At 41.1% G+C, this 21,887-nt stretch carries 29 protein-coding genes and 2 pseudogenes; 7 read left to right on the top strand and 24 right to left on the bottom strand.

Features of this window, described 5'->3' with window-relative positions; translation table 11 throughout:
- Positions 1–61 precede the first annotated feature (61 nt).
- The 5 genes from KA717_30010 to KA717_29990 all read right to left on the bottom strand — a co-directional run bounded on the left by KA717_30010 (position 62) and on the right by KA717_29990 (position 2,897).
- On the bottom strand, positions 62–352 hold the full coding sequence (locus tag KA717_30010; GenBank protein ID UXE59892.1) for a transcriptional regulator: 291 nt from the start codon (positions 350–352) through the stop codon (positions 62–64).
- Between the two features lie 3 nt (positions 353–355).
- The gene (locus tag KA717_30005) at positions 356–535 is read right to left on the bottom strand and encodes a hypothetical protein (GenBank protein ID UXE59891.1); all 180 of its coding nucleotides are present in this window, start codon (positions 533–535) and stop codon (positions 356–358) included.
- Positions 536–552: 17 nt separating this feature from the next.
- Positions 553–735 carry a hypothetical protein gene (locus KA717_30000; GenBank protein ID UXE59890.1) on the bottom strand — a complete coding sequence of 61 codons (183 nt, stop codon included), beginning with the start codon at positions 733–735 and terminating at the stop codon, positions 553–555.
- Positions 736–1,056: 321 nt separating this feature from the next.
- Positions 1,057–1,347 (bottom strand): helix-turn-helix domain-containing protein, encoded by a 291-nt coding sequence (locus KA717_29995; protein ID UXE59889.1) that lies wholly within the window; start codon positions 1,345–1,347, stop codon positions 1,057–1,059.
- Between the two features lie 668 nt (positions 1,348–2,015).
- Positions 2,016–2,897, bottom strand: a complete 882-nt coding sequence (locus KA717_29990) for an aspartoacylase (GenBank protein UXE59888.1) — start codon at positions 2,895–2,897, stop codon at positions 2,016–2,018.
- A 99-nt stretch (positions 2,898–2,996) separates the two neighbouring features.
- Here KA717_29990 and KA717_29985 point away from each other — a divergent pair, with 99 nt between their 5' ends.
- Positions 2,997–3,938: a LysR family transcriptional regulator gene (locus KA717_29985; protein UXE59887.1), complete on the top strand. Its 942-nt coding sequence runs from the start codon at positions 2,997–2,999 to the stop codon at positions 3,936–3,938.
- A gap of 571 nt (positions 3,939–4,509) precedes the next feature.
- Here KA717_29985 and KA717_29980 read toward each other — a convergent pair.
- Positions 4,510–5,847 (bottom strand): annotated as a pseudogene (locus tag KA717_29980) (IS5 family transposase).
- Positions 5,848–6,009: 162 nt separating this feature from the next.
- On the opposite strand from KA717_29980, the gene KA717_29975 reads away from it, so the two are divergent.
- Both KA717_29975 and KA717_29970 read left to right on the top strand, forming a co-directional pair.
- Positions 6,010–6,282 carry a type II toxin-antitoxin system Phd/YefM family antitoxin gene (locus KA717_29975; protein UXE59886.1) on the top strand — a complete coding sequence of 91 codons (273 nt, stop codon included), beginning with the start codon at positions 6,010–6,012 and terminating at the stop codon, positions 6,280–6,282.
- Positions 6,282–6,623 carry a type II toxin-antitoxin system RelE/ParE family toxin gene (locus KA717_29970; protein ID UXE59885.1) on the top strand — a complete coding sequence of 114 codons (342 nt, stop codon included), beginning with the start codon at positions 6,282–6,284 and terminating at the stop codon, positions 6,621–6,623. Before KA717_29975 ends, KA717_29970 begins: the two co-directional genes overlap by 1 nt.
- Positions 6,624–6,952: 329 nt before the next feature.
- Here the strand turns inward: KA717_29970 and KA717_29965 are convergent, their stop codons facing one another.
- Both KA717_29965 and KA717_29960 read right to left on the bottom strand, forming a co-directional pair.
- Positions 6,953–7,249, bottom strand: a complete 297-nt coding sequence (locus KA717_29965) for a hypothetical protein (protein UXE59884.1) — start codon at positions 7,247–7,249, stop codon at positions 6,953–6,955.
- 19 nt (positions 7,250–7,268) lie between these two features.
- Positions 7,269–7,493: a DUF433 domain-containing protein gene (locus KA717_29960; protein ID UXE59883.1), complete on the bottom strand. Its 225-nt coding sequence runs from the start codon at positions 7,491–7,493 to the stop codon at positions 7,269–7,271.
- A 633-nt stretch (positions 7,494–8,126) separates the two neighbouring features.
- On the opposite strand from KA717_29960, the gene KA717_29955 reads away from it, so the two are divergent.
- Entirely contained in the window at positions 8,127–8,714 is a 588-nt protein-coding gene (locus KA717_29955; protein ID UXE59882.1) for a restriction endonuclease subunit R, read from the top strand.
- A 469-nt stretch (positions 8,715–9,183) separates the two neighbouring features.
- A pseudogene (locus tag KA717_29950) lies at positions 9,184–9,345 on the top strand (transposase family protein).
- A 453-nt stretch (positions 9,346–9,798) separates the two neighbouring features.
- On the opposite strand, the gene KA717_29945 reads toward KA717_29950, so the two are convergent.
- The 3 genes from KA717_29945 to KA717_29935 form a co-directional block, all read right to left on the bottom strand.
- Positions 9,799–10,149, bottom strand: coding sequence for a DUF1257 domain-containing protein (locus KA717_29945; GenBank protein UXE59881.1), 351 nt, complete (start codon positions 10,147–10,149; stop codon positions 9,799–9,801).
- 156 nt (positions 10,150–10,305) lie between these two features.
- Positions 10,306–11,817 (bottom strand): AAA family ATPase, encoded by a 1,512-nt coding sequence (locus KA717_29940; protein UXE59880.1) that lies wholly within the window; start codon positions 11,815–11,817, stop codon positions 10,306–10,308.
- 52 nt (positions 11,818–11,869) lie between these two features.
- Positions 11,870–12,217: a hypothetical protein gene (locus KA717_29935; protein UXE59879.1), complete on the bottom strand. Its 348-nt coding sequence runs from the start codon at positions 12,215–12,217 to the stop codon at positions 11,870–11,872.
- 194 nt (positions 12,218–12,411) lie between these two features.
- Between KA717_29935 and KA717_29930 the strand changes: the two genes are divergently transcribed.
- Positions 12,412–13,728, top strand: coding sequence for an Nramp family divalent metal transporter (locus KA717_29930; GenBank protein UXE59878.1), 1,317 nt, complete (start codon positions 12,412–12,414; stop codon positions 13,726–13,728).
- 448 nt (positions 13,729–14,176) lie between these two features.
- On the opposite strand, the gene KA717_29925 is transcribed toward KA717_29930, so the two are convergent.
- The gene (locus KA717_29925) at positions 14,177–14,386 is read right to left on the bottom strand and encodes a hypothetical protein (GenBank protein UXE64940.1); all 210 of its coding nucleotides are present in this window, start codon (positions 14,384–14,386) and stop codon (positions 14,177–14,179) included.
- Between the two features lie 87 nt (positions 14,387–14,473).
- Between KA717_29925 and KA717_29920 the strand changes: the two genes are divergently transcribed.
- Positions 14,474–14,782, top strand: a complete 309-nt coding sequence (locus KA717_29920; GenBank protein ID UXE64939.1) for a hypothetical protein — start codon at positions 14,474–14,476, stop codon at positions 14,780–14,782.
- On the opposite strand, the gene KA717_29915 is transcribed toward KA717_29920, so the two are convergent.
- The 12 genes from KA717_29915 to KA717_29860 form a co-directional block, all read right to left on the bottom strand.
- Entirely contained in the window at positions 14,686–14,937 is a 252-nt protein-coding gene (locus tag KA717_29915; protein ID UXE59877.1) for a DUF2442 domain-containing protein, read from the bottom strand. The genes KA717_29920 and KA717_29915 overlap by 97 nt on opposite strands.
- Positions 14,938–14,941: 4 nt before the next feature.
- Positions 14,942–15,190 (bottom strand): DUF4160 domain-containing protein, encoded by a 249-nt coding sequence (locus tag KA717_29910; GenBank protein ID UXE59876.1) that lies wholly within the window; start codon positions 15,188–15,190, stop codon positions 14,942–14,944.
- Positions 15,191–15,395: 205 nt separating this feature from the next.
- Positions 15,396–15,599 carry a hypothetical protein gene (locus KA717_29905; protein ID UXE59875.1) on the bottom strand — a complete coding sequence of 68 codons (204 nt, stop codon included), beginning with the start codon at positions 15,597–15,599 and terminating at the stop codon, positions 15,396–15,398.
- Positions 15,600–15,602: 3 nt separating this feature from the next.
- Entirely contained in the window at positions 15,603–15,893 is a 291-nt protein-coding gene (locus KA717_29900) for a GIY-YIG nuclease family protein (GenBank protein UXE59874.1), read from the bottom strand.
- Between the two features lie 430 nt (positions 15,894–16,323).
- Positions 16,324–16,749 (bottom strand): PIN domain-containing protein, encoded by a 426-nt coding sequence (locus tag KA717_29895; GenBank protein UXE64815.1) that lies wholly within the window; start codon positions 16,747–16,749, stop codon positions 16,324–16,326.
- Entirely contained in the window at positions 16,749–16,985 is a 237-nt protein-coding gene (locus tag KA717_29890; GenBank protein UXE59873.1) for a hypothetical protein, read from the bottom strand. Before KA717_29890 ends, KA717_29895 begins: the two co-directional genes overlap by 1 nt.
- A 351-nt stretch (positions 16,986–17,336) precedes the next feature.
- Positions 17,337–17,726, bottom strand: a complete 390-nt coding sequence (locus KA717_29885; protein UXE59872.1) for a hypothetical protein — start codon at positions 17,724–17,726, stop codon at positions 17,337–17,339.
- Positions 17,727–17,972: 246 nt separating this feature from the next.
- Positions 17,973–19,580, bottom strand: a complete 1,608-nt coding sequence (locus KA717_29880) for a DUF1254 domain-containing protein (GenBank protein ID UXE59871.1) — start codon at positions 19,578–19,580, stop codon at positions 17,973–17,975.
- Positions 19,581–19,704: 124 nt separating this feature from the next.
- Positions 19,705–20,385 carry an NAAT family transporter gene (locus KA717_29875; protein ID UXE59870.1) on the bottom strand — a complete coding sequence of 227 codons (681 nt, stop codon included), beginning with the start codon at positions 20,383–20,385 and terminating at the stop codon, positions 19,705–19,707.
- Between the two features lie 142 nt (positions 20,386–20,527).
- Positions 20,528–21,016: a DUF1269 domain-containing protein gene (locus tag KA717_29870; protein UXE59869.1), complete on the bottom strand. Its 489-nt coding sequence runs from the start codon at positions 21,014–21,016 to the stop codon at positions 20,528–20,530.
- A 42-nt stretch (positions 21,017–21,058) separates the two neighbouring features.
- The gene (locus KA717_29865; protein UXE59868.1) at positions 21,059–21,310 is read right to left on the bottom strand and encodes an energy transducer TonB; all 252 of its coding nucleotides are present in this window, start codon (positions 21,308–21,310) and stop codon (positions 21,059–21,061) included.
- Positions 21,311–21,392: 82 nt separating this feature from the next.
- Positions 21,393–21,788: a hypothetical protein gene (locus tag KA717_29860; protein ID UXE59867.1), complete on the bottom strand. Its 396-nt coding sequence runs from the start codon at positions 21,786–21,788 to the stop codon at positions 21,393–21,395.
- Positions 21,789–21,887: the final 99 nt, after the last annotated feature.

The following is a 21,887-nucleotide window of genomic DNA, read 5'->3' as shown; positions in this document are numbered from 1 at the left end:
GCTTTTTATCTTTATCGGTAAGGGGCGATCGCTTTTTTAATTGAGGGGCGATCGCTAGATTTCAGCTAACAAGGCTCATTTTGACTCGTTGATTGAGTGCGGTGGCAATTTTTTGCAGCATTATTAGGGGATTGTCCTGATAGTCAGCGTCCTCTAAGTCTTCAATAACGGATTGTTCAACATAGATTAGGTCAGCTAGTTGTTGTTGAGTTAACACAGCATTTGTTCGAGAATCATAAATCAGTTGTGCAATTTCTGCGTTGAGGGATTCTAGGGCGATTTGTTCTTTGATTGTGGGATCGTCTGCGATCATTTGGTGAATGATTTTTACGGCATCTGTGGTTTTAGGCATTGTTTATTTGGGATTAATTTCTTTTTTAAAGATGTCCTCAATTTCTTGGTAATTCATTTGGGTGGGTGGGGGATATTTAAAGAGATTTTTTTTGCGATCGAGGAGGATTTCTAGGGCTTGGCTGAAGGCTTGTTCGTCGTGACGATTTTGAGAGAGGTATTGACGAAGTTCGGTGTTGTTCATGTCAGAGAGTGGTTTGTTCATGATTCAAAATCCCAATTTCCTTGTTGATTAATGGTGATTTCTATTCCATCGTTTATTCCAGCTAAAATATAGATGCTTTGGAGTCTTTGGTCGTAACGAAAGAGGTTGATGGGTTGATAGAGGTTTGAGAGTAGCTGGCAAATAAAGATTGCGGTGTCTTTTTGTTGCTCGGTAGGCAAGGGATTATCGGCTCCTTGTGTAGATTTTATTATATTCTGTTTACTATGTAAGTTAGAGTTCCTCTCGTCAACCCCAAAATAGGTTATGCAACAGAGCGAGGCGGTGTTGGGTTTTGTGTCTCAACTGCGTCCGCAAATTGGATGCTATGTTTACGAAGGTTGGAACGTGCTTTGTTGTGATCCCATTCATATTCGTATTGCATGGTGTTTGATCAATAATGCTTTTTTGATGTGCGATTATATCGGATCGCTGGATAGCTCATAACCTCGTAGTCAACGACAATTGTATCGCTTTTTTAATTGAGGGGCGATCGCCGGATTTCAGCTAACAAGGCTCATTTTGACTCGTTGATTGAGTGCGGTAGCAATTTTTTGGAGCATCATTAGGGGATTGTCCTGATAGTCAGCATCCTCTAGGTCTTCAATAACGGATTGTTCAACATAGATTAGGTCAGCTTGTTGTTGTTGAGTTAACCCAGCATTTGTTCGAGAATCATAAATCAGTTGTGCAATTTCTGCGTTGAGGGATTCTAGGGCGATTTGTTCTTTGATTGTGGGATCGTCTGCGATCATTTGGTGAATGATTTTTACGGCATCTGTGGTTTTAGGCATTGTCTATTTCTCCTTGATAAGTGTGAAGTTCTGGATTTTGTTTAAATTGTGCTTTTCTATGGATAATTCTCTCAATGTCTTGTGAAGAAACAGCGATCGCATTAGTAAATATTCCAAAAATCAGATAATTACAAATTCATCATGATTAAAAGAAAAAAGGCGCGTTGAGTAACGTACCCTACAAGATCAGCGATAGCGATCACACTTCAAACTGACGTTTGGATATGTGCAAAATTCAGCATTCATACCTTGTTTCTTCTTACCAAGCTACAGAATAAATCCGCATCGAATAGGGGTAGTATCGGAGTTCACTAGCGTCGCCAATTAAAATTAAGCAACGCTCATCTGAACTGTACAGCTTAATATTAAAAGCAGAATAGTCTGAGAGTAAACCTATCGTTATCTATTTACAATCTCCTTCCCAAGAATCAATTATGATATGGCAACCACGAGGATAAAATGTGTATGGGTCAATAAGAGGAACAGTATTTTCAGCCATTATACCATTTGAAACCAGGAAAGGCGTAGCTAATAAAGCAAGAAAATGACAAAAGTGTTTTTTGAACATATCTAACTCCATAAAGTATTTAGAATAGAAAGTCTAGTGGTTAAATTCTCTACAGATTAGGGAGATAAAATATCATCTCCCTAAAAAGTTTTACCCGTGATTACAACGTAATTTTCACTTCGGTTTTTTCCATCAAGTGAAAGGCAAGATTATACGCATAATACGCGGCTTCATTGACAAGGTAGGGATACAACTCTTGCGTTCCCGTGTAATTAATTACCTCACCATCAAAGCTAATGAATAAAGGATCTCCAGTTTTAATTGGCACGAAATTTTGAATTTTGGGATGGATGAAAGCTGTTAATTCATTGGAAGAATTTATTGGAAAATTGACTGTTATCAGCTTTTGATAGACTTTTACAGACTCTGATTGACTCGTTATTCCTAAATTCCAGCGATCAATGTAACTCAAAATTTCATTAATTAACTGTTCGGTTTTTTCAAACAATGAAAAATTCAAAACACCTTGGGCAATTGCCCCCACCTCGATCGCAAAACCTAAGGGAGAAAGAGAATTTAAGAACGAAGTAGGCTGATCCTTTTCAAAGAAGCTACAAATACGAACTTCAGGCTTTGTTTGGCTAATAAAAGCGGCTAAACCGAGATTAAAAGGATGGTCGTTTATTAAAATGAAAGATAAACCAACGTCCGATGTCGTGGAATGGATATCAAGTATAAAATCAACGTTATTTGAAGTGATTATATCCTTGATTTCTTTTGCGCGTTGCTGTTCATAGATAGTTTCATCAACAGACTCTAAGCTCTCAATATCAAAGCATCGATTTAAGTCTTTGTCAATGAATCGAGTGCAGGCTTCTATCGCCTTGGGGTTACCAGTGATTGCAAGAGCCGTAAATGTATTGCGATCAAGTAAATGTGGCTGTTTCAGAAATTTTTTAATCAGATAGAGACCCGTTAGTTCATTTCCATGAATACCACCGAATAGGGCTGGTTGTTTGATTTGTTTGGGAATTTGAGTCATTGCGTGTTACCTTTAGAACGTTAACTACCATCAATGTAAGGTAAGCTATCATTAAAGAACAGAGCAAAGTTAACACGAACTGATGTAATACAAAGTACCATGAAAATCGAACATCTTGAAAATCTGATAATTTTATCCGAAGAACTTAATTTTAGAAAAGCGGCTGATCGAATTAGTCTTAGTCGTCAAGGTTCTTCAATTGATCAACCTCAATTAAGCAGACAGGTTAGAGCGATTGAAAAAGAGTTGGGTCAGAAAATTGGTTGTGATGTTGTACCTTTATTTGAAGTAACACCAAGAAACGTACAACTAACAGAAAGAGGCAAAATATTTTTAGAGGCAGTCCGTTTTGCAATTAACTCTATTAATGAAGGAATTTATGGGATACAACAAGTTACTGAAGGTGAAAGGGGAAAACTGAAATTAGGAGTAATTGGTGTGATTACTCATAATTTTTTACCTGAAATTTTACAGATTTTTAAACAAAGATATCCAAAAGTACAAATAGTGTTAGAAGAAATGGCCCATCCTCAAACTCAGGGATTACTAGACTATCAGGTTGATATTGGGTTTACCTATGCTCCTTCAAATTTTCTGTGGGATAAAGATTTGAGTTCTAAAACTATTCTGAAAGAGTCCTTGTTGCTAGTTTTGCCGAAAAAGCATCGTCTTGCTAATGTACCTGAAATTCAGTTAACAGATATTGCTGAAGAAGATTTTATTCTACCTGTTTCTTCGACAACTCTTGGACTTACAGAGCAAATTAATATTCTTTGTCAACAATCAGGATTTACACCTAAATGTGTACAAACTGCTACTTTTGCATCAACAATTATAAGTTTAGTATCAGGTGAAGCTGGTATCAGTTTATTACCAGAAAACACTCGATATATTCAAAGAGACGGTGTTGTTTTTCAAGAGATAAAAGAGCTATCTAAACAATTAAATGTGGTGATGTTATGGCGCAGACGTGACAAATCTCCAGTTCTAAAGAATTTTCTTGATATTATGACAGAAATCGTTAATTCAAGAGGCATTTGAATTTTTCTCTAAAAATTGATCTTTAAGCATTTATACTGCAAATCAAGAAGTCGCTTTCTTTAAGCTGGGACGGTTTCGCCACCAAGCGAGTGAGATCGCCGATCTGTAGGTTAGGTTCAGGAACGCAACCCAACTAGGGAAATGATAACCTCATTGTGGATTACTGCGTGCCGACTCAAGCTTCGATTACCGATCTTGTTAGGAGAATTATAACTCTATTTCTGGCTAATTCGTTGAGTTACTGCGATCATTTTGTAAGTGGCGATCGCTTTTGGTGAGGTAAAGGGGAAAGTGGCGATTTTTGTAAGGTGAAGGAGAAAGTGGCGATCTCCCTTTAGTATTTAGGGCTTGCTGAAAAAGTCAAAAAACGAAAGAAATGTGGGTTAGGGAAGTATGGACTGAAAAAGCATAGATAACTTATCCTTATGGAAACAAATCAAAATACAGATTTTGTTTAATCTATTGTTCCTTTCTGTCTAAAAAGGTCAACACAAATCACTCCTCACAAAAGAGAGGAAAATTAACACCATTTTTCACAAGAAAAACGACTCTACAACTTTTTACTTTTTGTCTTCTGAAGTAGAGTAGAAAGATTCATTACCAAAAAGTTCATCGCAATTACCGTTTCCGAGGTCTCAGGTAGTTTGGCCATCACTCGACCAAGACTAAATTTCCTCTTTCCCTGTCCGAATTTACCCTCAATGGCATTACGCACTCTTTCATCTGAGCGTGCCTCTTTCTTTTTTTCTTTGCTCACCTCTTTCGGCGGTCTTCCCAATCGGGGACCACTCATTCTTATATCCCTTTCTTTACAATAAGCTCGATTCGCTTTTGTTCGATAGATTTTATCCACATGAACCGATTCCGGATAACATCCTGTTTCCCTTTTATATTCTTCTATTCGCGCTTGTAAATCTCCCGATTCGTTGTAATTATCCCAACTTAATTTGTCTAAGAAGACAAAGCCATTCACATTACTTGCCGATATTTTAGCTCCAAACTCTACTGCTTTTCCCGCTTTTCCACGCACTATTGGACGCACGTGAGGTTGGCTTACACTCACGATTCTGTTTTCTACTTTATTTGTCTTTTTTTCATACATTTCTAACTGTTGCTCATACACTTTTCCTATCGTTACAAGCTCTTCTTGCTCTTTTTTCGTTAGTTTTTCTAACTTTGCTCCCTCTTCTATCATTTTTTCTATATCAGACAAGTTTCTTTTTATATATCCTAGTTGTTTTTTTGTTCCTTTTCTTCTTTCTTTTTTTGACACACGACGTTTTTTTGCTATGGCTAAGTACTCTTTTCTTGCCACTTCCCTATAAGTCCTCGGCTTTTCTTTCCTTTTCTCTTTTATTTCTTCATACAGCTTATCTATTATTTTTTCTGTTTTTTCTCTGGCATCATTCAATATTCCTATATCCGTTGGATATTTTATATCTGCTGGTGTACAAGTCGCATCTAACAATAACTTTCCTTCATTTTCTTTTTTTTCTGACGCTACACCCGTCGCTTTTTTTTCTATTTCTTTATTAATTTTATTTATTAATTCCATTCCTATTTTTTTACGAAAATGAACCATCATTGACGCATTAAATGCTTCTTTGCTACTATAGCTTTCCATTCCTATAAAGTACTGTAAATAAGGGTTCTCTTTTATTTGTTCTACTGTTTCTCTGTCACTTTTTCCTGAAATTTCTTTGATAATTAATGCTCCTAATGCCATTCTAAATGATTTGGCTGGGGCTCCTTTTTTTTCTATGAAGTTTTTTGCATATTCTTCCTCATATTCTTCCCAGGGAATCATTTTTGACATTTCTATCCAACGATTTTCTTCGTCTAACTGCCCGCCGAACAGATTTTTCAAGTTTTCTGGTGTTTCAATTGAGTACTGTTGCTTTCGGTACATCTGCTTTCTCTCTTCTTAATGCAATGGTTTTGAGGCATTCTACCCTATTTTCGTGCATTCTAGCGGTTCTTAATTCGCCTACTATTTTTCTCCGTAAAGGTTTCAGCTTTTTTCAGCAAGCCCTATTTAGATGTAAACTTAGATGTACAGATAGAGTTTAAAATGATGCTGTCCAATATTCCGATTACAGAAGCAAGACACGAGTTAACCTCATTGCCTGAAAAGCTTACCCAGCAAGGCGGTGCACTTGCTATTACCCGTAGAGGCAAGCCAGTCCTAGCCGTGATGACCTGGCAACATTACGAAGCAATACTCGAAACCATAGAAATACTTGGTGATGCGAACCTCATGGCTAACCTGCGTCAAGGTATTACCGAGGCAAAATCAGTACAAGAAATGGATTGGGAATCAGCTAAACGAGAATTAGACCTGTAATGTATCGCATTGTCATTCAACCTACGGCTTTCAAACTATTAAAAGAAATCAGCGATCGCTGTATCCGTCAAAAAATCAGCGATCGCATTGATAAGCTCCGAGAATCTCCTGAAATGCAGGGAAAACCATTACTCGGTGAACTGGATGGTTATTACAGTGTGCGTGCAGTTGGACAAAGATATCGCATCATTTACGCGATCGGGCAAGCTCAAGTCACTGTAATGATTGTTGCTTTGGGAATTCGGAAGGATGGCAGTAAACAGGACGTATATGCTCTTGCCAAAAAGTTATTGAGATTGGGGCTATTAGACGAATCTGGCGAGGATCAGGATGATGATTAAAATCCAGAATTAGAGCATAGAAATTTGGGTATTTGGAAGTGCTAGAAAAGGCGATCGCTATTCCTGTGATTCGTGATTTTTAGGCGATCGCTGGTTGTGAAGATTAAAGGGTGATCGCTTTTTGTGGGGATGAGATTGGATGACGCGATCGTTTTTTGTGAGGATGAGACTGGATGACGCGATCGCTGTTCCTGTGAGTCGTGATTTTTAGGCGATCGTTTTGGGGGGGATTGAAGGGGGCGATCGCGGTTTTGTAGATGATAGAGAGTGATCGCGTTTGATTGTTGGAAAAGCACACAAAACATTACTTGATTAGCGATGAAATTTCATCAAAGTCTTATTTCAATCACTTCAACTACTTCACCCCCAGCAATTCGCTCTAATGCCTTACGAACATTCTTAAGCAAAGGCAAAAGTTCAGAAAGACGATTACTTGGTGCTACCATCACAATCACGACAATTCCAACCTGTAGGAGGTTTTGCTGATGCTGCAAATTCTGATCTGTCGTTAACAGCACATTAAAATTTTCCCGTTTCATAAGTCGGAGCAACTCACCATTTTTTTTTCCAGACCACCCCATTTCAACCACAGTACGAATCGGATAATCGAGCAATTCACGTTTCAAAGGCTTCGGGACACATTCATCAAGCAGGATTCGCATAGGTTGTTAGCATTTCTTTGGCTAATTCTAAAGCGGCGATCGCTTGTTCACAACTCACGCTAGGAAAATGATCTAAAAAAATATCGAGAGAATCCCCCGCTTCAAGATAATCAAGCAAAGTTCTGATGGGAACACGGGTTCCAACAAAAACAGGAATCCCACCCATTATATCGGGATCACAATGAATAACATTTGATAATAATTTCATAAAATTTTTCAGGATTATAATAACTAAATTTTATCCCAAAAAGGAATTTTTGGAAGGCGATCGCGTCTAGTGGTCTGTCAAGCTTGAAATGAGGGGCTACAAGAACCCGTAAGTCTATTTTGGCAAGGCTTTGAGAATCTAGCAACCCATCAAAATAAAGTTGACGTGCCACTAGTGATGGAGTGCGATCATTTTCCCTGGTGAATCACAATCTCCTCAATTATCTATCTGTTAAAGGATTTGCGGTATGGCGATCGCTATTCCTGTGATTCGTGATTTTTAGGCGATCGCTGGTTGTGAAGATTAAAGGGTGATCGCTTTTTGTGGGGATGAGATTGGATGACGCGATCGTTTTTTGTGAGGATGAGACTGGATAAGGCGATCGCTGTTCCTGTGAGTCGTGATTTTTAGGCGATCGCTTTTTGTGGGGATGAGATTGGAGGAGGCGATCGCTATTCCTGTTAGCCGTGATTTTTAGGTGATCGCTCTTTTCTTCGTATGTATTGTATATTAATTATTAGTGACTAGATCAAATACCTAGACTTCTAAATTTCATGTAAATACTAAAAAGATTTAACTGTGATTACAAATGCTAGTAGCCTTACCCTTAGCACTCTCCGTCAAAACTTTGGCTTGAGACTTGACTCTAGCGATCGCTTTTTTGACGAATGGCTAAATAATGCACCGACTCTAACCGAAGCGGAACTACAAGGACTAGATCGCCTTGCTCGCAACTATACCTATCTCAGTCAAGAGGAACCGCCCCTCGAAGAAATTGTTAAGCTTGTCGTGGTGTCACCATTGCTAGATTTGGCTGGATTCTATCAATTTCCTTTTTTGGTAAAAGCAGAAGTAAGTACCAATATCGAAGTCGCTGACGAAGCTAATACTAGGTTGGTTCAAGGCAGAATTGATATTTTGGTAATCCAAGATAGTTTTTGGATTTTGGTGATCGAATCAAAACCTGCAAGACTAGACGTTACCGCAGGAATTCCCCAAGCACTCACCTACTTGTTGAGCGCGCCTAATTTGCAGTCAAGTTGCTATGGAATGGTTACAAACGGAAGGGAAGTATTATTTTTGAAATGCGATCGCAACAAAAGTGTCCCTCAATATACGAAATCGCATACTTATCGGTTCCTTGAAAATACAGCAGAACGTATTCAAGTTTTGCAGGGACTTAAACAAATTGGCACTTGTATTGACAATTTCAGGAGTTAGACAATTTGTATTATTGCTACTCATCTTTTCTAGAGGATCATATTAACAATTTATCTCCTGAAGGCGATCGCTATTCCTGTGAGTCAAGAAGTTGATAGGCGATCACGTTTTTTAGGAATGAGATTGGAGGAGGCGATCGCTTTTTATGGGTAAAGGGCGATCGCTTGTTATTGAGAATGATAAATTAAGAATTGATCGCTTTTTTAATCAAGAGGCGATCAGCGAACTGTCGGTTGTGTTGCGTTCCTTAATTACAACATCCTCGATTGATATCAAGACTATTTCTGGATAGTATAACTATCTGGCCTATTATCCCGAAAGTTTCTTGAGATTCTTCTCTACAGGGGGATTATGCAGAGAATTTCTCTTTTTTGCTAGGGCGAACGCATCTAAAAATGATACAGATACAAGAACATTATAGAGGGATGGATAAGGGAAAATAAGGGAAAGTGCATAGAAAACAAAAGCGATGAAACTCCGACCCAAATATAGACTGGTAGAACACTTTGCCGAAATAGATGACCCTCGCATCGAACGAACAAAACGGCATAAACTCATTGATATTCTAACGATTGCCATCTTAGCTGTAATTTGTGGAGCGGACAGTTGGGTAGGAATGGAAAGCTTCGGCGCGGTTGGAATCTCCAACGTTCCGAGATTCGGGATGTCTGCGCTCTGTCACGCCTCTGTTTTATCATGGCTGTGGCTACACTTTTTGCCACCTCTCAAGGTCTTGCTGTCGTTGATGGAGGGCATCGTCGCTGGGTCGATACTCATTGGTTTCGCGGCAACAGTTATTTTCGGATTGGCTGTGACTGGACTAAGGCGGCTGTTCTCAATTCATGGAATCTCATTCATCAAGTCCGTTTCTCTTCTAATTTTGACTCCGAACCCTCTATGGCTTCGCGCCCACAACATCGTCAGCGACTGCATCGTCTCGAATTCACTATCCACTCTTATCAGTACTTTTCTGCATAACTTTTGTCAGTCAATCAGGGCATTTACACACTTGTGTCCGTCCGTTAGGAAAAAGGGTCAACCAACTTGGTCAACCCTAAAGCTTGGGAACGCGCTGAGAATCCTGTTACTGAACTACCAACTTAACGTTAGCGTTTTGCAGACCGCGTTGTTTTACTTCCGAAAGCGTTTTGTTAACGGCGTATTTTTGATTGATGGAGTTAATCAATTCGGTTTGATTATGTTTTTTCGCGACACCCCAAAGATCAGCAATAAGATCAAAAGAGCCATCATTATTGCGAGTCCAACCGAGGTCATACTCACCATCTAGAACGGCAACGATGTCAGCCCGAACGCGCTGGCCATTGTAGCCACGCACATCTGCTTCGTTTTTAACATCAATACCGATGTCACGTAGAGATGCTTTGAGAATTTCGGCATCGGTGATTTTGGTACGAAGAGTGCTAAAGTGAGACATGGTAGATTTCCTCCAGGAAACAAAAATCAACAACAACAGATTGAGAGTTGGGAAGTACGCCGCCTCATTGAAAGAAAAACGGCTTTTTTGAGAGAGAAGCTAGCCTGAATCAATTAGGACTAGCCTTTCGTCCTGTTGGGAGCAGGAGAAAGTCTGTTAGAACTCCAATCGCTGATATTCAGCAACGGAGGCAGAAGCAGGTCGGGCACGTTGTCGAGCCCAATCACGTAGCGCAGTGACCTGTTCCATCATTGTCCGAGACAGAGGTAATGTCGATTTAATGGCTGCAATAATGTCAAGTTGGGTAAATTCCCGATCTTGAGCAAAGGCTTCATACATTGCCGCAATAATCGCCTGTTCAATCTCTGCCCCAGAAAAACCATCAGATACCTTAGCGAGTTGGCCTAGTTCAAAACGATCCGCGTCAGGGCGACGCTTATTAAGGTGAATTTTAAAAATATCTTGACGTTCTTCGGGATTAGGCAAATCCACAAAGAAGATTTCATCGAACCGTCCCTTGCGAAGGAACTCTCCGGGTAGGCGTTCCACCCGATTTGCCGTTGCCATCACAAAGACAGGAGAAGTTTTTTCCTGCATCCAGGTCAGAAAACTACCAAAGATACGGCTAGAGGTACCGCCATCAGAGTCTCCCGAACCAGCTCCCCCCGCAAAAGCTTTATCTAGTTCATCGATAAAGAGAATGGCGGGAGAAATGGATTCTGCGGTTTTGAGGGCATTTCTAAGGTTAGCTTCCGATCGCCCCACCATAGAGCCATCATAGACGCGACCCATATCCAAACGGAGTAGGGGTAATCCCCATAGTCTAGCAGTGGTTTTGGCAATGAGGGATTTTCCACAGCCTGGAACCCCTAAGATCAGCATCCCCTTGGGTTGAGGTAAACCGTATTCCCTAGCTCTCTCGGTAAAGGCATCAGAACGCTGAGTCAGCCAGTGTTTGAGTTCTTCTAAACCACCAACGGATTGCAGGGTTTCGTCTTCCTCAATGTATTCGAGAATGCCATTACGACGAATCAGTTGCTTCTTCTCAGAGAGAATGACATCAACCTCTTCTTCCGTCAGTTTGCCTGCTTTGACAAAGGCCTTGCGATAAACTTTTTCAGCCTCATCTTTAGTTAAGCCTAGGGCCGCTTTGAGCAGTTTTTCCCGAACTTCAATTGAGGTTCTACGGGTACGAGTTTGCTCTAATTGCTGGGCGAGAACTTCTCCCAATTCTGTCAAATCGGGCAGGGGAAAATCAAGAACGATAACATCCTTTTCCAGTTCGAGGGGAATGTCTAGATAGGGCGACATTAACAAAATGAGTTTGTCTGTGCCTTTGAAACTAGCGATCGCGTCCCGTAACCAACGAGTAACCGCCGGAGAGGAAATAAAAGGATGAAGATCCTTGAAAATGAAGATACCCGACTCTTTCTGCCGCATCACCCACTCAATCGCCGCTTCAGGAGAGATAGTGTTGTGATGGTTGGCTGCTTGAGATTGACCGTACTCGATAAACCCTCTAGTTACCGTCCAGACAAAAACCCGATGATGCTGGGTTTGCTGGTGGGCAATTTTGGCGATCGCCTGTTCGGCCCGTTCTTCTTCGGACGTAACCAGATAGATTAGGGGATATTGAGCCTGAACGAGAACACTGAGCTCTTCTTTCATGGGATCGACCTGAGTTAAAGGGCGGGACGGTCAAATTATCAGCTTGTCAAAGTTAGCAAGGAACTAGCATTTCGGCGGCAGATTCATTTGTAACTGGGACTTTTTCGATAACTTCCAAGGAGAAATCGTCATTCATCACACTGGGCTGATTCTTAAGAGAAACCATTTGCCCTTCTCGCATGACCATTGCGGCATCACATTCGGGACAAATATGAACCTGGTGTGTTTTACCGTAGGCGGCGGCTTCCTCTTCTTCAACTTTTTCTGGGTACTTCAGATAGAAGTTAATTGCCTTTTCCACAATGGCTGACATCGATTCGGTATCAATGGCAGAGCGGATTCGGAGTTGTCGATGAATGCCAGGCGGTAAATAGAGTGTGACCTTTTGCTTGTCTTGCATATCACTTAAATGAGATTACCCAACGGGTATTGAAAACTAATGTAATAACTAAATCTCATTCTGTCAAGATGGTAAGCCTCTATGACGGCAATATTGTAACATTTCTTAACAAATAGGAATTATGAAAGAATTATGAAAAAGTCAAGGGTGGGATGCTAAATTAGATTATGAAAGAATTATGAGAAGTGTTGGCAATGTCTGTTTCTCCCCAGGTGGCTAGTTTATCGGAAGTTCATCGCACTGTGGTTATTCCTTCAGGGAAGGGACTTTGGCGCAAGCTTTTGGCCTATGCGGGGCCGGGTTATTTGGTCGCGGTGGGCTATATGGATCCAGGCAACTGGGCCACGGATTTGGCGGGGGGATCTCAGTTTGGCTATACCTTGCTGAGTGTTATTTTATTGTCTAACCTGATGGCGGTATTGTTACAATCGCTCTGTGTGCGGTTAGGAGTGGCAACGGGAAAGGACTTAGCTCAAGCCTGTCGAGCCTACTATTCACCACCAGTTAGTTTTTTACTCTGGATTTTGGCGGAAATTGCGATCGCGGCCTGTGATTTAGCCGAGGTGCTGGGCAGTGCGATCGGTTTAAAGTTGCTCTTTGGGATTCCGTTACTTATTGGTGTGAGTTTGACGGCTGCCGATGTCATTTTATTGCTGTCACTGCAAAGTAGAGGTTTTCGCTACCTGGAAGCCCTGGTGATTACCCTTATTGCTTTGATTGGCGGCTGTTTTTTAGCGGAATTATTTTTGGCCCAACCCCAATGGTCGGGAATATTAGCCGGTTTTGTTCCCCAATCAGCCGTTATTCATAATCCTGAAATGCTCTATCTGGCGATCGGGATTTTAGGCGCGACGGTGATGCCCCATAATCTCTATCTCCATTCCGCCATTATCCAAACCCGTGCCTGGGAATTGACGACACCGAAAAAATGGGAAGCGATTCGTTTTGGTAGTTTAGATTCCACCATTGCCCTCTGTTTTGCCCTGTTTATTAATGCGGCGATCTTAATTTTGGCGGCGGCCACTTTCCATGAGTCAGGTCATCATCATATTGCTTCGATTGAAGATGCCTATCAAATGCTCACCCCGCTATTAGGAACGGGTTTAGCCAGCACTTTATTTGCGATCGCCTTGTTAGCCTCAGGCCAAAACGCCACCTTAACGGGGACATTGGCTGGCCAGATTGTCATGGAAGGGTTTATCAAATTGCGAATGCGTCCCTGGTTGCGTCGTTTATTGACCCGTAGCCTAGCCATTATTCCTGCTCTATTAACCATTTTGCTTTTGGGGGAAGGTAGCACAACAGATTTATTAGTATTAAGTCAGGTGATTCTCAGTTTACAACTCTCCTTTGCCGTCATTCCCCTAGTGAGCTTTACCAGTAACCCTCGCATTATGAAGGAATTTGTGAATCCAACCTGGCTTAAACTGTTGGCAGGGGCAGTCGCGACTTTAATCGTCGGTTTAAATAGCTGGCTACTTTTGCAGATGTTTTGGGGATGGTTACATTAAGTGATAGAGCAAGATCAACAAACCGTTTTTAATCCTTGGCAATATAAACCCTGATGGTGTCAGCCATGGACAATTATCCTGACTGGTATAGGCGCGACCTTTAGTTGATAAAAGCTGGTGTAATAAGGGTTCTACAGGGAACCCATATTGATCAAGTTTTGCCCAAAATTGACTCCATCGTTCCTTGGTCGAAAAAGTTCATGCCTGCTTAGAAGCTATACTTAGCACGGTTATGAATTGTGATTTTTGCCCCCTAAATCCCCCAATTCTGGGGGACTTTGAAACCCATAAATAGAGAATGTTTCCCCCCAAAGTTGGGGGGCTAGGGGGGCCAAACTAAAAATCGTAAATTATGACCGTGAGGAGTATGCCAGTACCTACGGCCATTCAGTAGCAACTTATTTACACGGTTTAGGTCACATTGTCAGTATTGTTAATCCTGCCCAAATTAAGGGATTTGCTCAAAGTCGCCCCTCGTCATCACAAAAAATGATCGCCATTCCCGAAAAATTGACTCTCCCAAAATGATCGCACTTTCAAAAACCAAAGTGATCACATTTTCAAAAGCCAAATCGCACTCTCCCAAAATGATCGCACTTTTAGCCGTCAAAGTAATCGCACTTTCAAAGGCCAAAAGGATCGCACTTTCAATAACCAAAACGATCGCACTTCACATCCCAAACAGCGATCGCCCTTCGTCATCACAAAAAATGATCGCCATTCCCGAAAAATTGACTCTCCCAAAATGATCGCACTTTCAAAAACCAAAGTGATCACATTTTCAAAAGCCAAATCGCACTCTCCCAAAATGATCGCACTTTCAGCAGTCAAAGTAATCGCACTTTCAAAAGCAAAAATTGCACTTTCAAAAAGCAAAGCGATCGCACTTTTAAAAGCCAAAATCGCATTTTCAAAAACTAAAAAGATCGCGGTTTTAAAATTTACTCAAAAAGAAGACTACAATTGTAGTTCAATCCCATTGACCCAAATTTCATACTCGCTTATATCAATTTCATCATTCCAAATGATTCCACTACCTGATGGATCTAGTTGAAAATTTTTAAAGAAAGCATAGTTTTTAAGCGGGGAAAACATTGTTTTTTCCAGTAGCTTTTCACAGTTATATTTTCTAGCTTGATGATTAGAAAAATGCACCAATAAAGTGTAATTTTCAATGATTTTGGCTGATATTATTTTGGGGCAAAGCATTATTTTATTTCAAAGGTGGTAATTTATTAAATTCTTGAGTATTCCACATTTTCAATAATTCTGGTTGATAGATTGTTGCCCATTCTACAACCATTTTTGTGGCTCTATTGGGTAAGTCGCCTTCGATGATTTCTAAGGTTTCTAGGTTAAATAGGGCGTTATAGTCTCCATAAATCGCATGAAAATGGGGAGGTAGATGATCGGCAAAAAAGAGTTTAATGATAATTCCGTAAAATCGAGTAATTTCTGGCATAAATCTATTTTTAGAGGTCTTTCTTTATGACAAGAATATTGTAACAAAGATTATTGGGTTTCGTTGCTTAATCTAAATCTACAGATCGGCGATCGCACTTTCAATGGCCACAGTGATCGCACTTTCAATAGCCAAAATCGCACTTTTAAAATCCAACATAATCGCAGTTTTAAAGTTTGATCAACAAGATCGGCGATCGCACTTATTAACCTCGCCCTGGCTTACAGTCGGCAAAACTTAATGCCTCTGTGTCTAGAAAATTGGCGATCGCCATCTCAAGGATTGCTTCGACGGGATAATCAATTTCAGTGGCACGAGCAATTAGAGCATTCTGAATCCAGTCTGGTAAGCACTTTAAAATATTTTCCGCATCCGCAGACGAGATTTGCTCCGAAAGTTTCACTTGCATGGGTTAGGACTCCATAGGAATTTGAACATTATACGGTGGCTCAGTTGCCCTTAAAATTATCGCCTCTAGTTCTAATAGTAGCGCAGGGTTTTTCGAGTAAGGTATTGTCTGCACCGCAATTCGTACATCTTCACTTGTATATTGATCGAGCCAAGCCCACAAAAAAGCTTTGTGTCCACCTTTAAAACGACCTCGTAAGCTTTTGGTTTTACCAATGTAAAGTAATCCCTGATATCTATGTCTGACTGCGTAAATACCAGGACGATCGGGAATTTCGCTAAAATCACGGCTCAAGGGTTGGCATTGCTCAAAGGGAGTAAACGCAATTGCATCTAAGATGTTTCTTGCTTGCTCCTGTATTTCAGAGTTGTTCGTTGGCACGGAAGGCAGATTATGGATTACCGAACTCATCATGCCACAGAAAAAGGCACATTACACTTTTGTTAATGTACCCCAGAGAATCAGCGATCGCCCCTCGTCATCCGCAAAAAGCGATCACCCTTTGCGTTCCTATCCCAAGTGATCGCACTTTTAAAGTTTAATCAACAAGATGACAGCGATCGCACTTTCAAAAGCAGAAAGAATCGCATTTTTAAACCTTAATCAAGAGGAAGATGATCGCGCTTTCAGCAATCAAATTAATCGCACTTTCAAAAACTAAAATAATCGCAGTTTAAAAGTTTAATCCGCAAGGTGACGGCGATCGCACCGATAAAATAAGACATTAAGAATCTAATGGAGGCATAAGCAAAGGAATTAGACGATCGCGATTCTTTCTGTAAACGAGAAAATCGCTATCGAGAGTAAAAATCAGACTATTAGGATATAGCTCCGACATTCGTACTAACTCCGCATCTGCTAAAGAAACTGGTACTGATTGATAGCGACTTAATAATGCCATTATTGTCACCAACTCCGCATCCAAATTAAACCGAATAATGATCTGTTTCTGGGCTAACAATTGCAGCAAAACTTCTCGCCCTCTCTTTACCCGTTGCAACAAAAACCAACTTTCTGAAATCACCGCTTCACAAGTCAGTAATGGGGGAGCAATCTCTTTTAATCGTTCTGTCACCCAAGTATGGTGGCTATCATTGCGGTCAATCAAAGCTAGTAAAATCCCTGTGTCAACAATTACCTCGTAGTGCATCACTGACCATAGCCCTGCATATAATCAGGATTAGTGGAAAGATCGCCTGGCCCTTCCCCTACTCCAATCGAAGCTTGAGCCACCTCAAAAAACGAGGGAGAATTTGTTTCTAGAGACGTAGTAATTGCTTCCTGACGTTTTTTCCAAAGAGATTCCACAAAACTCAACACCTGATACTGATCTTCAGTCGGTAATACTTCTACCGTTTGTAAAATTTGCCTAGATAAGGAAGACATATTAATTGTTCCTACAAAGGACACGACCTTATCATTATGGCAAATATAACATCACCTTTTCTATAATGAGGAGCGATCGCGTTTTAAATTTTGAGTTTATTTAAGGAGATCGCACTTTCAACAGACAAATTAATCCCACTTTCAAAAATCAAAGGATCGCACTCTCCCAAAGTGATCGCACTTCACATCCCAAACAGAGATCGCCGCTCATCATCACAAAAAACGATCACCATTCCCAAAAGATTGACTCTCCCAAAACGATCGCGTTTTTAAACATGAATCAACAACGTGAAAGTGATCGCACTCTCCCAAAACGATCGCACTACAAGATCGGCGATCGCACTACTTGCTTTAAAGGCGAGATTCACAGAATTTTAAAAATACTAATCCAATGCTTGCAGTTAGACTACCAGCAATCCCAGCTTTCGCACCCCAACCAATTGGACCGGCAAGATTTAGCAGTTCATCTGTTGCCACATGCCCAACTTTTGTGGCGACAAGACCCAGACCCCCGCCAGCTCCAATAGCTATCCCAGCTTCTTGAAACATTGGTTTAAGATCTTCTTTTGTGATTTGCTCACCAAAATAAATTTTTGCAATTGCCAGGCACATTCCAATTTCGACAGAAGTCATTGCTACATGTTTATGAGTCTCAAAACCTGGCACTGGGACGCTGGCTTGGAGAGAATTTCCAGCGGTTGCCCCGATAATTACCCACATTGCGTCTTTTTTCTTTGACATAGTCTTTGGTCGTCAAATATAGTGTTATGGTGCTTATCATTCTTTAGTGCGATCGCCGATCTTTTGGGTTGGGTTAAGGAACGCAAAACAACTACGAGAAATAGTAACCTAATTATCGAGTTACTGCAATCATTCTCTCTGACAAAGTGTGATCGCCGATTTTATTGGCGAGAAAAAAGGTAGTATTGCATTTTATCACTTCAATCCAAGCTACAGATCGGCGATCAAGAAATATTCTGGATAGAGCTATTTCAATAACTCAATTTCCCCTGGTCGCCAAGTCTTGTCAAACCAAGGCTCAAGCGGGCCATAAAGCCGAAGAATCGTGTTCCAACCCGTGCCCGGATTTGTCTGCACCCAGTTATTCTCCTTGCCAGCAGGCGGTTTCGGCCCGAAATAGATATCCACAGAACCATCAGCATTAACCAAAAGCCCCTTAGTCTGACTACCGACACTAGGAAACTGTTGATCCGTCTGAATCTGCGATCGCGTTTGGTTGCTGTAAAGAATAACTGACCAGAAATCTTTCACGGGAATATTGGGCGGTAAATGGAGGCGATAACTCTTGCCACCATCGAGGAGATTACCCTTAGCATCACGGGCCGTCCAAGCATATTGAGAACCCAGTCCGACCATTTTTTCTTCCATCGCAGGAGTAACACCCGTCGCCATGAAATAGTAATAGATATAAGCATCCATGTTCAGAACATCAGGCTGGGTCTGGAACTTATAGCCACCGATAAAAGGTAACTGCCAAGCACTGTTCTCATAGTAATAAGCCTCCTTCTGTCGATTATGAAAGGCGATCGCCCGTGCCGTTGCATCCCCCACTGCCGCCGCTTTCGTCAGGATTTTTTTCATGCGTTCATCGGGTTTGAAAGGTTTGCCTTTTTGAATACCAATAGAGGCGTAGTAACCCAGACGAATTTGGTCGAGGGATTCACTCGGTTCTTCCTGTACCACTTGATTGAGCAGTTCCCAGAACCGATAATCGGCGGGTGCAACAGTATTAAACGGCTTACCCGACATATTGACAAAATTTAAGGCGGGGGGATTGTTGGCACTGTTTAGGGGATAAATTTTCGTGTTCTTTGTCACTAACTCAACCCCAGGTTTCGGGTCGCCCTTGACCAAAAAACTGCGCCAGGGAATCCAAATATTAAAGGTCGGCGATTTCACCACATTGTAACCCGATGGAATTTCCCCTTTGTAGCCTGGGGGTAAAAAGAGGTACTTTCCGCCTTCGCCTTTATCGGGGCCAGTAATGCCCACATCAATCACCCAGCGAAACCAAATATCATTCACCGTTCCTAACACTTTCGGAGGGACTTCTAACACTAACGGCCCCTTCGTGAGATCGAGCCACGTCCAACTGTAAACGGTGTTATCATTAGCGGTCAGAAAAATTGATCGCGAATCTAAAAGTTGCTCGAAAATCGGCACAACCGTATTCACGGGCCCCAAGGTACGGATCGCGTTACGATTGGCCGCTTGGTTAACGGCGGGGATTCCCAATAGATAAGCTTGAACAGCCCGTTGGAAGTCGAGATTATCATAAAGCTTTTCGGCAGTTGCCTGGTCGGGAAAACCGTCGAAGAAATTGAGCGTTCCCAGACGAGTTTCCACTCTGGCAGGTGAAGCGATTCCTGGGGGTAGGGGAGTTGAGAATTTTACTTTAGGGTTGGCGGGAGAACCCGTCAGAGATTGGCCGTTACTGGGAGAGGACATAATAACTAAACTGGTAGTGATGACAATGAGAGCTAAGGCGGTTATTGATAATCTTTTGGCTTTCGTTGCCAATGGGAATGCCTTGGGCGAGAGACGATTTAGGGACGATAGAAAATGATTCAACATAGAGAGAGTTTCAAATAAACCAACAAATTATCGCACTACGAAGACAGTAAAAAACGATCGCGGTTTTAAGATTTAATCAACAATAGAACAGCGATCGCACTATGAATATTTTTTTAGATGTATGCTATTTAATTTTAGATAATTCAGGAATAATCTTACTAACAAAAATATTAATGATACCTGTAACCATAAATTGAACCCCGATCGCGGCGACAAACAGTCCCATAATTCGTTGAGTAATATTTAGTCCAATGTTACCTATCATTTTTTGTAAGAATTTACCCGCCGCAAGAATAGCAAATACTAAAAAACTAACCAAAACTATCATCAAAATTAGTTCAATGGCGAGGCCAGTACCGATTTTTGAAGATGCTTCGCTGGAATAAAGAATAACATTAGCAATTACCCCAGGCCCGACTAATAAAGGCATGGCCATTGGAATGACAATTTGACTATAAATTGACTTAGCTTGAGTTAAATAATTACTCGCGGCTGTGGTAACAATTTCTTCTTTGTTATCCGATGATTTCCCGTTAACAATACCAATCCCAATAATCAATAGTAATATTCCCCCAGCAATCCGAAAGGAATTTAAGCTAACACCAAAAAACTGAAGAATGGGCGCACCAATCAGCAGAAAAACCAATAGCAAAGCCATTACCGTAAGAGAAACAAAAAGAGCTACTAGACGTTGTACTTCCTTTCGTTCATTGGCTGTATAACTAATAAAAACAGGTAACATTCCTATCGGATTTAGGAGCGCAAAAAGCGTAATGGCAAAGTTACTTAAAAATGAAAATTCCATACCTTTCAAGTTAATGATTCAAGCGATCGCATTAATAAAAATCCCAAAAATCAGATGATTACGGTGAATAACAATCAATTTGGTGGATTAACGAAGCACCCTACACTCATCAGCGATCGCACTTGCTAAAGGAAAAAAGCTCCTAAGCTACGCTAAAATGCTCGCGTAACTTCGCTTCCTGTTCATTGGAAAGATTGGAGCGGATCAGTTCGGCAGTTTCTCCTTTTAGCGAGTCTTCCACCTTATCGAGGGTAACTTTCCCCGTGAGTAAAAATAGGGCGGAGGAGCCTTCCGTTACCTTGTCGCGAACTTCTTTGATGAAATCATCATCAATGCCGTAGTCTTTGAAGTGTCCCGATACTGCTCCAGCGATCGCCCCGACGGCTGCCCCAAAAATGGGGACAAAGAAAATGAGACCAAACAGCATCCCCCAAAAAGCTCCATCTAAGGCTCCCAAGCCAACTAAAGGAACTGATTGCTCAGTCTTGGGTTTCTTTTTCCCTTCAGGCCAAGTCACGATCGCTGCATCTTGAATTTCAATCAAGTGCTGTTTTTGGAGGTCTGCGAGTTTGTTAAGGACGTTACGCGCCTCATCCGAGGAATTAAATTTCCATACTGTTAGGTCGGCCATGATTTTTCTCCTTTTTGTGTGTATTCCGAGACTGAATACTTACTATTCGGTTAATAAAGATTGTTGTGCATTAATGATTCGAGAAGCTATTTCCTCGGTTGATTCTTCAAATAGAGGAAATCCACTTTCGATGATAACTTTAGCTGTCCCATCAGGAAGCAATTCTAGATAGGTTTTGACGTAACCTTCAGTTGTTTCTTGTAGGAGGGTTGATTGGAGGGTTGACTCGTTGGAAACTTCAGGGCTGACAACCATACCTATTTGCGCTAAGATTTCTTGAAATTTTCCTTGCATTTAAATTTGCTCCTTGAATCTCAGTTGACAACTATACCATAACAATGAGAGCTAAGGCCGTCATTGATAATCTTTAAATGGTTCACTCGGCTTCCGCATCTATCCGAGCCGCTACTGCTTCTAGGATGGCTACCTCTGCTTCCTCAACAGCAGCTAAGGCAATAATGATCGCAGTCGCCGCAAAATCTTCCGCACGGTCAGCATGGGCGACTAGTTTTTCATGTTCTCGCTTAGCTTTCCATTCCTCAATCTCTGTTTTCTTAGCTTCGACGCGCTCTGCCAACTTAGCTTTAGCATTAATAATTTCTTGCTTTTTAGATTCTAGTTTAGTTTTAGCTTCATCCAGTTTAGTATGAATGGAACTCTCGACCTCCTTAGAAGAAGTTTCTAAGTGGGTTTTGACTGTGTTTAAGTGACTAGAAATTGCATTCAATTTGGTCTGGAGTTTAGTGCGAAGATTGTCAATTGTTTGACTCATGATGTTGTTCCTTATTTTAAGTTTTTGACATACGTTGACATACAGTTAGGTAGTCTAGAACAGAACATCTTACTTTGTCAACCAGTAGCGACCGCTGAT

Source organism: Woronichinia naegeliana WA131 (genome assembly GCA_025370055.1).
Classification (GTDB): Bacteria; Cyanobacteriota; Cyanobacteriia; order Cyanobacteriales; family Microcystaceae; genus Woronichinia; species Woronichinia naegeliana.
This window is presented reverse-complemented; position numbering and strand designations above follow the sequence as displayed.

Coding starts and splice junctions, on each gene's coding strand:
- KA717_30010 (UXE59892.1), bottom strand. CDS start 352: ATGCCTAAAACCACAGATGCCGTAAAAATCATTCACCAAATGATCGCA.
- KA717_30005 (UXE59891.1), bottom strand. CDS start 535: ATGAACAACACCGAACTTCGTCAATACCTCTCTCAAAATCGTCACGAC.
- KA717_29995 (UXE59889.1), bottom strand. CDS start 1,347: ATGCCTAAAACCACAGATGCCGTAAAAATCATTCACCAAATGATCGCA.
- KA717_29990 (UXE59888.1), bottom strand. CDS start 2,897: ATGACTCAAATTCCCAAACAAATCAAACAACCAGCCCTATTCGGTGGT.
- KA717_29985 (UXE59887.1), top strand. CDS start 2,997: ATGAAAATCGAACATCTTGAAAATCTGATAATTTTATCCGAAGAACTT.
- KA717_29975 (UXE59886.1), top strand. CDS start 6,010: ATGATGCTGTCCAATATTCCGATTACAGAAGCAAGACACGAGTTAACC.
- KA717_29970 (UXE59885.1), top strand. CDS start 6,282: ATGTATCGCATTGTCATTCAACCTACGGCTTTCAAACTATTAAAAGAA.
- KA717_29960 (UXE59883.1), bottom strand. CDS start 7,493: ATGAAATTATTATCAAATGTTATTCATTGTGATCCCGATATAATGGGT.
- KA717_29945 (UXE59881.1), bottom strand. CDS start 10,149: ATGTCTCACTTTAGCACTCTTCGTACCAAAATCACCGATGCCGAAATT.
- KA717_29940 (UXE59880.1), bottom strand. CDS start 11,817: ATGAAAGAAGAGCTCAGTGTTCTCGTTCAGGCTCAATATCCCCTAATC.
- KA717_29935 (UXE59879.1), bottom strand. CDS start 12,217: ATGCAAGACAAGCAAAAGGTCACACTCTATTTACCGCCTGGCATTCAT.
- KA717_29930 (UXE59878.1), top strand. CDS start 12,412: ATGTCTGTTTCTCCCCAGGTGGCTAGTTTATCGGAAGTTCATCGCACT.
- KA717_29920 (UXE64939.1), top strand. CDS start 14,474: ATGATCGCACTTTCAAAAACCAAAGTGATCACATTTTCAAAAGCCAAA.
- KA717_29915 (UXE59877.1), bottom strand. CDS start 14,937: ATGCTTTGCCCCAAAATAATATCAGCCAAAATCATTGAAAATTACACT.
- KA717_29910 (UXE59876.1), bottom strand. CDS start 15,190: ATGCCAGAAATTACTCGATTTTACGGAATTATCATTAAACTCTTTTTT.
- KA717_29905 (UXE59875.1), bottom strand. CDS start 15,599: ATGCAAGTGAAACTTTCGGAGCAAATCTCGTCTGCGGATGCGGAAAAT.
- KA717_29895 (UXE64815.1), bottom strand. CDS start 16,749: ATGCACTACGAGGTAATTGTTGACACAGGGATTTTACTAGCTTTGATT.
- KA717_29890 (UXE59873.1), bottom strand. CDS start 16,985: ATGTCTTCCTTATCTAGGCAAATTTTACAAACGGTAGAAGTATTACCG.
- KA717_29885 (UXE59872.1), bottom strand. CDS start 17,726: ATGTCAAAGAAAAAAGACGCAATGTGGGTAATTATCGGGGCAACCGCT.
- KA717_29880 (UXE59871.1), bottom strand. CDS start 19,580: ATGTTGAATCATTTTCTATCGTCCCTAAATCGTCTCTCGCCCAAGGCA.
- KA717_29875 (UXE59870.1), bottom strand. CDS start 20,385: ATGGAATTTTCATTTTTAAGTAACTTTGCCATTACGCTTTTTGCGCTC.
- KA717_29870 (UXE59869.1), bottom strand. CDS start 21,016: ATGGCCGACCTAACAGTATGGAAATTTAATTCCTCGGATGAGGCGCGT.
- KA717_29865 (UXE59868.1), bottom strand. CDS start 21,310: ATGCAAGGAAAATTTCAAGAAATCTTAGCGCAAATAGGTATGGTTGTC.
- KA717_29860 (UXE59867.1), bottom strand. CDS start 21,788: ATGAGTCAAACAATTGACAATCTTCGCACTAAACTCCAGACCAAATTG.